This window comes from Novosphingobium sp. ES2-1 (genome assembly GCF_015169775.1).
GTDB lineage: Bacteria > Pseudomonadota > Alphaproteobacteria > Sphingomonadales > Sphingomonadaceae > Novosphingobium > Novosphingobium subterraneum.
Genome location: NZ_CP063445.1, coordinates 908,391 through 920,121 on the forward strand (window position 1 = coordinate 908,391; position 11,731 = coordinate 920,121).

An 11,731-nucleotide genomic window follows, 5' to 3' on the forward strand; every position below is an offset into this window, starting at 1 on the left:
GCCGTGCCGGCGACGATCGCCGACGACTCGATGCCTGAGAGCGATTCGCCTATAAACGAGAAGTTCTGTATATGTTCTTTTCATTTTCCTACATAAGAGCAGCCGGGATATGGCTGCGACTCACCGCTATGAATGAGGAGAATCAACCATGCATCAAACCCCATCCGTCAAGGGTCAGGCAAACGACAGCCTCGCCCGAATCCTGGCGCACGCTGTCGAAGCAGCCGACAAGCCGAGGCACCAGATCGCGCGCGAGGTCGGCATGCACAGGGAGACACTGCTGCGTGTCATGCGCGGCGAACGGCCGATCGGGCTCGACGAAGCAGCGTGCATTCTTGTCGTTTGTGGCGCCTTCCCACGGGCGACCATGATCCTTGCCCTGACCGGGCAGGAGGACCTCGCGTGCGAGTGGATGCGCAGCGAGATGGGCGAGTTCTTGGAGGAATTCTTTGGCGCCTTGCCGGTACACCTTGAGCGCACTCTGGGACGCAGGATCGCGGATTTGAGACCGCGTTGGGCGAATGGAACTTCGCAGCTCGTCGCGCGCATGCTGGCGAAGCACATCGACGATTTTGCCAACCGCGACATTGCGATGTCGTTGCCACGATGATCCAACCCGCTTCGGAGGGGACGGAGCTTTCATGACAACAGGAATGACCAATGACCGCCGCTCCCCAGAACAAAGTTTCCACTGCTCCCTGTGACGAGGCGGTGCCTTCGCCTGCCCGGCTTCTGCGCTTGCCCGAGGTGATGGCTCGGGTCGGAATGAAGCGCTCGGCCATTTATCAGCGCATAAGCGAAGGCAGGTTTCCGAAATCGCGATCGCTTGGCCCGAAATGCGCCGTGTGGGTCGAAGCGGAGATCGACGATTGGATCCGTGAGATTGCGTCGATGTGATCTCACACCTGTCGGGGGATTCGATGTGCATGGACGTCGCGGATCGATAGGATTTGCGCTCGAACCTTGCGGCTTTGGTGATGCCTTCAACGGAGCCGGCAATCCTGCGATCGGTTCACTCACTCTGACCGGGTTGGTCAGTGATCCTGCGATTGTGCTCGCCCCGAACAAGATGGATCAGCAGCATCGCCCGCTGGATTGTGGGCATGGTTCTACCGGCGATCTTCCTATGGCATTATCTCAATGATCTGGTCGCGGCGTAGAGCTGGCAGACCATCGCACGGCGGTAAGCGGGCTCGCCGTCAAGATTTGCGAAATATTGATCTGGGATTTCAAGGTTAAACGGCCAAGGCAGTTGCCGTTCCGGCACGTCAGCCCGCACGGGTGTGCGAACTTATCCCATGATTCCGTGATTTTGAGGCCAAAAGCTTTCCCTTCCGGATGAACTGAACTGCTCATGTCGCGAATGTTCAGGTACGGGCCATCGCCTTGCTGTCAGCTTGCCCCCGTCAACGGTCGACGAGGAAAGGGAACGAACATGATGCGAATGAGGGACGTGTTGTTGGCGGGCATTGCGGGACTGAGCGCGCTGGCCTCAGTCCCGACCGCGGCGTTTGCGCAAGAGCGGGTCGTGCGCGAGTATCATTCGTATTCTTACGAATCTGACAGCGACGACGACGACGATGACGGCAGGCGCGAACATCGTCGGTACCGGGACGAATACGATTATCATGAGCCAGTCGGATACGACCGCACCTACTATTACGAAGCTCGCCCCCGCTACGATCGACGCTACCGCGAAAATCGCTACTACCGCGGCGACTGCCGCACTAGCGGTACGACGGGCGCGATCATCGGCGGTGCGATAGGCGCGTTGGTCGGTCGCGGATTGGATCGCTATGGCGACCGCGCCGCAGGTACCATCCTCGGCGCCGGCGGCGGCGCGGTAATTGGGCACGAGATCGATCGAAAGCATCGCTGTTGAGGCAAGCGCTGCGACCGGGTAGCGATACCGGTTAGCCCTGTCGCTCCCGGAGCTCAACGCTTCACCCTTCAAGCGATCTTGCGTTCGGGCGATCAAACGAACGGACTGCTAGCGATCGGAGAGCCTACCGCTCAACTGTCGGGGCCCTGGCAATCCCGGGGCGCCTCACGCCGCGTGTCTCAGTCGGTGACTCTGCGCGCCGGGCCAAGCGACGGTCATCGCGCAAGAATTCAGTAGGAGTTCAAGCGCATCCGTCGACGCTACTGGGCCAATGGTTCTGGAGCAAGGGATACTCCCACGATCTTCGGCATCACCGATGACGTCATCATCCGATATCTCGGCCGGCATACCCCCAATGACGGTTTCAGTCCGCCATTTGATCCTAGCGGCCTCGGCTGCTCTGCGGCCGCACGAGCATGTTGAGCGTCGGCAGCTTGTTCTACCCTGGCATGACTTTGAGCATCGATCCCGTCGCGAAATTTGGGTGAAAAAATCACTGGATATTGCAAAGGCGTCGCAATAGCGGTAGCTGCGCCCCCAAAATCACTGAATCTGAAACGGGGGCATTGTGAAGAATTTGCGCTTGCTTACCGTCGCGGCGCTCGCGCCGCGACAGGCCGCTACTATCCTGTCGGGGCCTGCGAACCGGTCTCGTCAAACAAGACTCGCGCTGCGGATCTCCGCTATGGCCCTCGCGGCAGCTGGCCTATTGGCAGTGCCAGCGCTTGCCCAGACCGCAACAACTCGGTCCTCGGCAGAGGGTGACGATGCCGCTACCGAGGAAATTCTAGTCTACGGCCGCATTGCGCGAGATACGACGCTCTCCATTCCCCAATCGGTGGATGTTCTCGACAGAAGCCTCATCGAGTCCAGCAGCAGCGAAACCGTTGGCGATGCGCTGCGCTTCGTGCCGGGCGCCTCACGCGATGGATCAGTGCTCGATGCGTTCGGCGATACCTATCTGATCCGCGGCTTCCAGGCCAACCAGACTGTCAACGGCATCAACGCCAATGCCCTGCGCCAGGCGCGTGACACTATTGCCATCGAGCGGGTTGAAGTGCTCAAGGGTCCGGCGTCGGTGCTCTATGGTCAGCTTCAGCCGGGGGCCGTGGTCAACGTCGTCACGAAGCAGCCGCAGCGCGATTGGGCGGGCGCGGCGAGCCTCAGCTATGGCCGCTATCAGGACTGGCGGGGGACTATTGACCTCACTGGCCCGCTTGCCGCAGACGGCGACGTCCGCTTCCGCCTGACGGGCGCCTATGACGATGCCGATAGCTTCGTCGATTTCTGGCACCGCAAGCATCTCTTCATCGCGCCAACCGTCGCATTCGATCTCGGCGACGCGACCACGGTGACGATCGAGAGCCTCTACACCCGCAACAAGCTCAAGGGGTTCGTCAACGGCCTGCCGGCAGAAGGGACCGTGCTCGCCAATCCCAATGGCTCTCTGCCGCGCTCGCTCGGTCTCGCCGATCCGACTTTCGCGCCCTCGATTCGTGAGAACGCCGACGTCTCCGCGCGCGTCGAGCACCGCTTCAGCGATCGGGCGAGCTGGCGTACCGCACTTTCGTGGACGCATGAAAAGACAGATGAAGAGGGTGTGTTTGGCCTGCTGGGCTGGGAGGACGATGCCAAGCGCAACCTGATGCGCGCGGTCCTGACATCCGTTTCGAACGGCGACACCTGGACGGCGCACAGCGATCTGGCCCTGGACTTCGAAACCGGGCCGATCGCGCATGCGCTGGTGCTGGGCGGTGACTACACCTGGTTCGACCGGCACAATCTGAGCGACGTCGGGCTTGCCGCCAGCCTCGACGTCTATGATCCTGTCTATGACCTGACGGCTCGGCCCGCGACTTTTCCGCTCCCGGATTTCGGGAGCGAAACCGACGAGTCCACGCGGACGGCGGGTCTCTTTGCGCAGGATCGCATCACGCTGACCGAGCAGATCAAGTTCGTCGCTGGCGTGCGCTGGTCGCATTACCGCCAGCGGACCGAAAGCATCCAGGGCACCGGCTCGCTTAACGTCAATCGCCAGACGCAGACCGCATGGACCAGCCAGTTCGGCCTTCTCTACACGCCGGTCGAGAACGTGGCGCTGTTCGCCAACCGCACCACCTCCTTCCTTCCGGTCCAGGGCGTCACCGCTGACGGCTCGTCGCTCGAACCCGAAACCGGCACCCAATATGAACTGGGCGCGAAGGCATCACTGCTCGGCGGCAGGCTGGCGCTCAATGCTGCCCTGTTCCACCTCAAGCGAGGCGATGTCGCGGTTTCCGACCGCGACGACCCTTCCGCCCTGATCGCGATCGGCGCGCAGGTAGCCAGGGGCTTCGAACTGTCGGCGAGCGCCCGGCCGATCGAGGGGCTCAGCCTCTATGCGGGCTATGCCTATACCCGGGCGAAGACCACCGAGGACACCAACACCGCGCTGGTCGGCAAGCGCATCCGCAACATTCCGCGCCACAGCCTGGTGCTCCGGAGCGACTATGAGATTCGTAACGGAGCACTCGCGGGCCTGACGTTCGGCGCCTCGGCCACCTACACCGGCGACCGTTCCGGGGATCTTGAGGACAGCTTCGAGTTGCCCGGCTATTGGCGCGCAGATATGCAGGCAGCCTATGCGCTGACCGACAATATCAAACTGGGCGCAAGCGTCGAGAACCTGACCGACGAGCGTTATTACACCCACGCCTTCAGCCAGTTCGAGGTGTGGCCAGGCGCGCCGCGCACCTGGCGGGTGTCGCTCACGACGCGGTTCTGACCGATGATGCCGGCCCGCCAAATCTGGGTAATCGCGCACCGATGGGCGGGACTGACCATTGCGCTGTTCCTGACGATCGCGGGGGCAACCGGGTCTCTACTCGCCTTTTATGATGAGCTCGATACCCTCGCCGCGCCGGGAATCCATAATGTCGCTCCGCCCACGCGCGGCGCCGCGGTGCTCGATCCGTTGGCGCTCCGGAATAGAGTGCGGGCCGCATATCCGGGTGGCGTGATCAACTATCTACCACTCCATTTTGAGCCCGGCCAAAGCCTGAAGCTCGAGATCCAGCGGGTTGATCCGGCCAGCGGGACGCTGCGGCCCTGGTCGGAGGAATGGGACGAAGTCTTCGTCGATCCCTACACGGGGGAGACATTGGGCCGCCGACAATGGGGAGACATCGGCCAAGGCATGATCAATCTGATGCCTTTCCTCTACCGGCTGCACTACAGCTTGGCGCTGGGCGACTATGGCGTCCTGGCCTTCGGCATCGCCGCGTTGATCTGGACGCTCGACTGCTTTGTGGGTTTCTACCTCACCGTGCCGAGAAGGCAGAGGCGACGGGACATCCAGCCGCCCCGCCGGGCGCAGTCCTGGTGGTCCCGCTGGAGGCCAGCATGGCTGGTGCGCTGGCGTGGAGGCCAGCACAAGCTCACCTTTGACCTTCACCGCGCCGGCGGGCTCTGGGTATGGCCGCTCCTCATGGTCTTCGCCTGGTCGGGTGTGTCCTTCAACCTCACCCAAGTGTACAGCCCGGTGATGAAGCTGTTCGGCTATGAGCGGCTGCAGGATGGCATCGTGCCGCCGCCCACACCGCGTTTTGCCCCGCGCCTCGATTTCGAGGCTGCCGTGGCCGTTGGGCAACGGCTGGCCCGGCAAGAGATCGCTCGCCGTGGCCTGACGATTGATCCGTCGCGCGAGGCCGCGTTGTTCCACCGCCCCGATGCGGGCGTCTATGTCTATATCTTCACGTCGTCGGCAGACATCCGGACGCATGGCGGTAGGTCGCTGGCGATCTTCGACAGCGATACCGGCACGTTACGGAAGCTGGTCCTTCCGCAGGGTCAGAACGGCGCGAACACGCTCACCGAATGGATCACCTCCTTGCACATGGGGGCGGTTTGGGGTCTGCCGTGGCGCATCGCGGTCAGCCTGATCGGTCTCATGGTAACGATGCTGTCGGTGACCGGCGTGCTGATCTGGATGCGCAAGCGGTCGGCGCGGATCCTCAGGAAAGACCGGGCTCTGGCCGCGCTTCCGGCATAGTGCTCTTATCGCGACGGACAGGGGGTAACAGCCTGTCCGAGGGTGCAGGCTTGTTACCCGTCCTTCAGTGCTTTGGCCCGGGATCAGTAGAATCTGTAGGTGAGATCGAGGCGAGCTCGCTTGCCGTCTTCCCTGGTGGTGAGGCGCTCGACCGCCATGGCCCTGATGCTCAAGGTGAACGCTTTGCTGATCGCATAGTTTGCGTAGATGTCGTGCCCTTTCAAATCGGCGACGGCGCCGGCGCGGAACGGATCGTCATGCGCGTAGCTTCCGTTGACGGCGAGCTTTTCCATGCGAAACCAGCGATAACCCAACTGGAGGTGGCGGGGCTCGCTCGTGTCGCCCCAGGCTGCGGAGAGCACATAGCCCGTGCGCTGGTCAGCATGGGCGCGGCTGATCGGGTCGAGCGCGTCCCTGTACCCTTCGAGGTTGCGGTAGAGATCCGCGCCAACGATGAGCGGCTTGCCGGCGGCGCGCAGCTTGTACTGCGCATTGAGCGCAAGAATCGAGTAGTCGCGGCTGCCATTGCCGTCGCGCAGCCGCAGTCGGTCCTTGTCGCCGCGGTCCGCAGCGAAACGGAAAAGACCGGCCGCGAGCACGGCAGTCCGCGTTCCAGCACCGCCTGACCGGCGATCAGCTTGCCCGAATAGCGGGCAGGTCCCACGAGCAGTTTGAACGCGCCTGCGCTGAACTTCAGCTTCGCGGCGTCCGTGAGCGGCACGCCAAGGTTGCCCGACAAGCCGAGCACCGCAACATCGTTGTGCCACAAATACTCGTTGGGCGTGAAGAAGGGGAATGCCATCCGGCCCGCCTCGATCCCCACCGCTCTATGTTGCCAAGCCAGCGAATATCGATCCACGAGGATCTTCAGGTCGTCTTCCGGATTGCCATCGAAGTCGGCAAACGTGATGTTTGCACTTTGCGGGCTTTCGCCGGTGGTCCGCACCCGACCGCGTAGAATGAAACCGTCGCCCAAGTCGGCCTTGGCGTTCAGGCGTGCGCGGAAGCGAGCTCGGGTCCGCTCCTCACGCTTCACGCCCGTCTCGGTCTGGCTGTCCCAATCTTGCTCCAGCCGGAGCCGCACGTCGCCCGAGATGTCGAGCGCCGGCGGCTCCGCGGCAGATGCGGCGTGCGGAATTCCCAATATGAGGGCGGCGATGGCCAGTCGCATCAGTTGCATCCCGCATCTCGGTCAAGGTAGAGCCTCCAGGCCACGCTTACTTCAAAACTGCGTCGAGAGAGAGAATTTGACCGACGCGGGCAAGCCCTGCTGGAGGAGGCTCGATCCAGTTGCGGCCCAGTACCGCTTGGCCGTGATGTTTTCGCCATAGATCCGGACGGTCGTGCGGTTGCCGAGCATATCGAACGCATAGCTCGCTCCGAGATCGAACGTCGTATAGCCAGGCACGAAACCCTGATTGAGCGCGTTCACCGCCCGGCGGCCGACATGGAACATGCCTGCCGAGAGCCGCAGGCCGTCGACCTGAGGAACGCGATATTCGACGAACAGCGAACCGGAGAATTTGGCTGTGTTCTCGATTTTCTTGCCGACAACCGTCGCAGCCCCGGATTTCTGAACAGCATCCAAGGAAACGGCGCTTGCTGCGACCGAGAGATTGGGCGTGATCTCGCCCGTCGCGCTGAATTCGAAGCCCTCATAGACCGCACGCCCGTCCTGCACGAAGAAGTTTGCACTGTTGAGGTAGGAGGAGGCACGGCCGATGTGGAAATAGGCCGCCGTCAATAGAAGGCCTCGTAGCGGCTCGATCTTGATGCCGGCCTCCTTCTGCTTGCTGATCGCGGCCGGAAGGATCTCGCCGGCATTGTTGGCTATTTGCTGCGCGATCGCACCAGGCTCCAGCCCTTCGATGTAGTTGCCGTAAATGCTGGCCCAGGCCACTGGCTTCACCATGACGCCATAGGACCAGGTGTCCGGCTTGATCTTGTAGGAGGAGGTGAGGCTTACATCGCTGTAGTCGGTCTTGCGATAGCCGATCGTCGCTTGGAGCCAGTCGCCCACTGTGGCGCGATCGAAAACATAAATGCCCAGATCTTCCACGCGCGAGGGGTTCGGAATGATCCGCGGCGGAGTGGGCTGCTGCGGGATCGCGATCGGAGTGTAGAGATTCTGCGCAAAGGAACGACGCACGGCCGTGGGCACATGGCTGTCGCGGACATTGTAGGCGACGCCGATTAGCAGATTATGTTCGATCGGACCGGTGCGAAATGTGCCCGACAAATCCCCCCTGTAGATGACATTGCGATAATCATTGCCGCTGGTCATCGCCACGTTGACGGTGCCGTTGCCGGTGATGAGATTATAGCCGCCGAATGACGAATAGCTGCGGTCGCGCGTCAGGTAGGATTCACCGATCGCAGCGGAAATGCGCCAGCTGGGCGCGAAATCATAGTTGATCCGGGCAAGCAGGTTGGTCTCCCAACCTTTCGCCTGCATCCATTTCCCGCCGAGATTTTTGGACGGTGACTGGAGCGGCGGAATGGCGATCAGGCCGTTGACGGCGGCGGGCAACGCGAACTCGGTCGGCTCAGTGATCGTCTTGTAGATATATTCGGCATCGAGCAGGACTTCGAAATTGTCCGCCGGCTTCCAGTCGAAGGCTCCCGTGGCGAAATGCCGCTCGCCATCCGCGCGCTTCACGCCGTTCTCCAGCAGCGAGGTGCCAGCGTTGACGCGGACGCCTACCGTGCCGAAGCGCCGACTGATATCGACACCCGTGCCGATCGAGCCGTGGCTGTTGCCTAGGATCTCGAAACGGGTCAGAGGATCCTGCGTCGGCCGTTCGGTGACCAGGTTGACAATGCCCGACGGCGTTGCGAAGCCGTAATAGAGGCCGGCAGCGCCTTTCAGAACCTCGATCCGGTCCTTGCTCTCAATGGGCTGTTCGACGAGGTTGACGACCGGCAGGATGCCGTTCCAGCGATAGTTAGAGAAATTGTTCGCGGCCACCCCACGGATCGCGAGATTGCTGTAGATGACGCTGTTGATCTGCGACTGGGTGACGCCGGGCGTGTTGCGTACAGCATCGAGGAGGGTGCGCGCCTGCTGCGCATCGAGCAACTCGCGGGTCATAACTGACACCGTGAGCGGCGTATCCCTTAACCTCGTATCGCGAAAGGTACCCGCCTGCACATAGTCGGCACCGAAGCTGTCCCGCCGGTCGGCGGTGACCACGATGTCATTCATTGTACCGCTGCCGGGAAGGGAGCCTTCGCCAACTTCCGCATCTGGCGCGTCTGCAGCCGCCTTCGCCGGGGCTGCCATTTCAATCAAGGCAAGCCCCAGCAGCGAAGCCACACGGAACGTCGCCTTGCGATCGGGACGGCGACCCTTACCGTTCAGTCTCATTGATCCCCCTAAACTTGCACAGAGCGGCGGGCGCTACCACCATTAATAATGGTTCGCAATAGCATCTACTTGAGGCTTCAGGGAAATCATTTGATCGAGCGCAGAAATGGCTGTTCCGAACCGCGCGCGGACCAGTTTCCGCCAAACTCGCGAGGGCCCGGATCGATAACTGTGCAATGGCCGATTTCTGTCCGCCATGGGCGTGACGGCGTTACATGCCTGCAGCGCGGCGCGGCAGACAGCCCCAACAGCAGGAAAGGAAATGCCTTTCAGACAGGAAACCCCGACGCCTGGCGATATGCACGTTAAGGCTTGCGCGGTTGATCCCCTGCACGTCAGAGAAGGTGTCGCGATGGCCTTCCAACGGCCTTCCTCGCCGCGCTCAAGCTAGTGCAGAGCAGGTCATTGAGTTCCTATGATCGACGGGCAAGTTTACAAAATATCGGAGCAAGCAAAAGCGATTATTTTCACTATTCTTCTGCAGGCTGTGAATGGGTAACTGCTCAGGAGGTTGGCACTGAGGCCGATCAAGCGACGGCGAAGCGTCCGTCGACGAGATCGCGGATTGCGCTGAGTGCGGACTGGCCAGAGAGGCGTGCGGTGCCGGTGACGGAACGGTATCCGGCATGGATCTGAGCGCCCCAGTCTGACCTGAAGCCGTTGGTGACCTTACGGAAGACGACCGAGGGGCGGATTTCGCGCTCGGAGATGTTGTTCGTGGCCGGCACGTCACGGTTTTTGAGGAAGACGAAGAACTTCCCCCGCCATGCCTTGATTTGCTTGAGCAGAACGCGCCCGGCGGGATGAGCGACAGGTCTGGCAACCAGACGATCGAGGATATTGTCGGCTTTGGCAGCATAGGCGGCCAAGGTGCTGTCCTTGAGCTGGTCTCGTCGTCGCCCGACCTTGATCGCCCAGCGCAGATGGTCGCGGATGCTTGGCGCAAAGGCAGTGTCGCCGCTGTCGATGGCGTACTGAACATCGCGCAGGACATGGGCAAGGCAAACCTGATGCTCGCGTCCCAACTCCTGCTGACCCGAATAGCGGTCGGAGACCCAGACATCGGGCCGATGCTGTCCCAGTACGTCTTCAGCAACGCTGCGGGCCCGGCGCGAGGCAATCTTGTGCAAGACAGCGTCGCTGGACAGGAACACCCACTGCCACTGCATCACGCCGTTGGTCCGGGTTGTCGTCTCGTCCGAAGCAATGATGCGCGCCTTGAGCAATTTGGCGCGGATCGCAGTCGTGGCCGCATCCATGCTGGTGCGCAGGCGGCGGAACATGTTGGCGATGGCACCTTCGGAGATTGTCAGCCCGAACAGTTCGCCAGCAATCCGGGAAAGGCGCTCGAAACCCACGTGGTGGCTATGATGCAGATAGGCCATCAGCGCACGGATGCCGGGGCCGAAGGGCGAACCGGGAGCCATGCCCGCAGGCGCCTGCGCCTTGTAGCGTCGGCCACAGGACCGGCAGCGCCCGCCCCACAACTCCACCCGGGTGACGACGGGACGGATCGGTGGCAAGTCGACATGATCGTAGCGCTGCCGGCACTGCTGTACCTGGCTGGTCACATCCGTGCCGCAATGGCCGCACTCGCTGGCCATGACACGTTCGGTCGTGTCGGGTGTCTCGGCCAGTGGGCGGTGTTTGCCCTCGCGCGCAGGTCGCTTGCCTGCCTTCGGCTTGCGCCCCTTGCCACCCTTCTTGCCGAAATCGTCCTTCGAGGGCGGGATGTGCGAGTTCGAGGATGTCTTGCGCGGCTTGCCGAACAGACCCTCAAGTTCCGTAATCCGCGCCGCCATCCGTTCGATCATCTCGTGCTGGGCCAGAAGAAGCTCGTTCTTCTCAGCTTCGCTCAGCACATGAAGCGGGGGTGGGGCCATCAGCAGGGTGAATCAAACTCCGAGTCACCGCGCAACCATTTTCTGCCAACCTCCTGAGCAGTTACGTGAATGGAGCTGAATATAATTCTCCACCCCCATTCGTTCGATCATGTCGAACTGGCGTTCGAGCGTGTCGATATGTTCCTCCTCGCTATCAAGAATGGAAGAGAATAGGTCGCGACTGACATAATCGTGCGCTTTCTCGCAATGCGCGATTGCCTTCTTTAGGAGGGGCACCGCTTCGTTCTCCAGTTCAAGATCCGCCCGCAGGACTTCTTCAACCGACTCGCCGATTCTAAGTCGGCCGAGGGCTTGAAAATTGGGCAAGCTCTCCAAGAACAGTATCCGTTCGGCAAGCCTGTCGGCATGCTTCATCTCATCGATCGATTCTTCATATTCGAATTTGGCGAGACGCTTGACACCCCAGTGGTCGAGCATTCGATAGTGGAGAAAATATTGATTGATCGAGGTAAACTCATTCTTGAGCACATCGTTCAAATATTGGACTACCTTGGCTTCGCCCTTCATAGCGTCCTCCCCTGTTGGAGAGGGTGCATCATATCATAACG

9 protein-coding genes and 1 pseudogene are annotated in these 11,731 nt (G+C 61.4%); 5 read left to right on the forward strand and 5 right to left on the reverse strand.

Going from position 1 to position 11,731, the window contains the following annotated elements; genetic code table 11:
- Nucleotides 1–148 precede the first annotated feature (148 nt).
- From IM701_RS04510 to IM701_RS04530, 5 genes are all read left to right on the forward strand, one after another.
- Nucleotides 149–610 carry a transcriptional regulator gene (locus tag IM701_RS04510; RefSeq protein WP_193827909.1) on the forward strand — a complete coding sequence of 154 codons (462 nt, stop codon included), beginning with the start codon at nt 149–151 and terminating at the stop codon, nt 608–610.
- A gap of 50 nt (nt 611–660) precedes the next feature.
- On the forward strand, nt 661–897 hold the full coding sequence (locus tag IM701_RS04515; RefSeq protein WP_193827910.1) for an AlpA family transcriptional regulator: 237 nt from the start codon (nt 661–663) through the stop codon (nt 895–897).
- Nucleotides 898–1,435: 538 nt separating this feature from the next.
- Entirely contained in the window at nt 1,436–1,882 is a 447-nt protein-coding gene (locus IM701_RS04520; protein WP_230487797.1) for a glycine zipper 2TM domain-containing protein, read from the forward strand.
- 685 nt (nt 1,883–2,567) lie between these two features.
- Entirely contained in the window at nt 2,568–4,646 is a 2,079-nt protein-coding gene (locus tag IM701_RS04525; RefSeq protein ID WP_193827911.1) for a TonB-dependent siderophore receptor, read from the forward strand.
- Between the two features lie 3 nt (nt 4,647–4,649).
- Complete coding sequence (locus IM701_RS04530; RefSeq protein WP_193827912.1) at nt 4,650–5,912, forward strand: PepSY domain-containing protein; 1,263 nt, start codon at nt 4,650–4,652, stop codon at nt 5,910–5,912.
- A gap of 83 nt (nt 5,913–5,995) precedes the next feature.
- Here the strand turns inward: IM701_RS04530 and IM701_RS21820 are convergent, their stop codons facing one another.
- From IM701_RS21820 to bfr, 5 genes and pseudogenes are all read right to left on the reverse strand, one after another.
- Nucleotides 5,996–6,511, reverse strand: a complete 516-nt coding sequence (locus IM701_RS21820) for a hypothetical protein (RefSeq protein WP_230487798.1) — start codon at nt 6,509–6,511, stop codon at nt 5,996–5,998.
- Between the two features lie 128 nt (nt 6,512–6,639).
- A pseudogene (locus IM701_RS22235) lies at nt 6,640–7,092 on the reverse strand (putative porin); the annotation flags it as partial.
- Nucleotides 7,093–7,134: 42 nt separating this feature from the next.
- Nucleotides 7,135–9,279 (reverse strand): TonB-dependent siderophore receptor, encoded by a 2,145-nt coding sequence (locus IM701_RS04540; RefSeq protein ID WP_193827914.1) that lies wholly within the window; start codon nt 9,277–9,279, stop codon nt 7,135–7,137.
- A 527-nt stretch (nt 9,280–9,806) separates the two neighbouring features.
- On the reverse strand, nt 9,807–11,162 hold the full coding sequence (locus IM701_RS04545) for an IS66 family transposase (RefSeq protein WP_193827915.1): 1,356 nt from the start codon (nt 11,160–11,162) through the stop codon (nt 9,807–9,809).
- A 24-nt stretch (nt 11,163–11,186) separates the two neighbouring features.
- Complete coding sequence (bfr, locus tag IM701_RS04550) at nt 11,187–11,690, reverse strand: bacterioferritin (RefSeq protein WP_193827916.1); 504 nt, start codon at nt 11,688–11,690, stop codon at nt 11,187–11,189.
- Between the last annotated feature and the right edge of the window lie 41 nt (nt 11,691–11,731).

What these genes read in the sequence shown, in the direction of transcription:
- IM701_RS04515 (WP_193827910.1), top strand. Translation starts at nt 661, where the DNA reads ATGACCGCCGCTCCCCAGAACAAAGTTTCCACTGCTCCCTGTGACGAG.
- IM701_RS04525 (WP_193827911.1), top strand. Translation starts at nt 2,568, where the DNA reads ATGGCCCTCGCGGCAGCTGGCCTATTGGCAGTGCCAGCGCTTGCCCAG.
- bfr (WP_193827916.1), bottom strand. Translation starts at nt 11,690, where the DNA reads ATGAAGGGCGAAGCCAAGGTAGTCCAATATTTGAACGATGTGCTCAAG.
- IM701_RS04540 (WP_193827914.1), bottom strand. Translation starts at nt 9,279, where the DNA reads ATGAGACTGAACGGTAAGGGTCGCCGTCCCGATCGCAAGGCGACGTTC.
- IM701_RS04510 (WP_193827909.1), top strand. Translation starts at nt 149, where the DNA reads ATGCATCAAACCCCATCCGTCAAGGGTCAGGCAAACGACAGCCTCGCC.
- IM701_RS04545 (WP_193827915.1), bottom strand. Translation starts at nt 11,162, where the DNA reads ATGGCCCCACCCCCGCTTCATGTGCTGAGCGAAGCTGAGAAGAACGAG.
- IM701_RS04530 (WP_193827912.1), top strand. Translation starts at nt 4,650, where the DNA reads ATGATGCCGGCCCGCCAAATCTGGGTAATCGCGCACCGATGGGCGGGA.
- IM701_RS04520 (WP_230487797.1), top strand. Translation starts at nt 1,436, where the DNA reads ATGATGCGAATGAGGGACGTGTTGTTGGCGGGCATTGCGGGACTGAGC.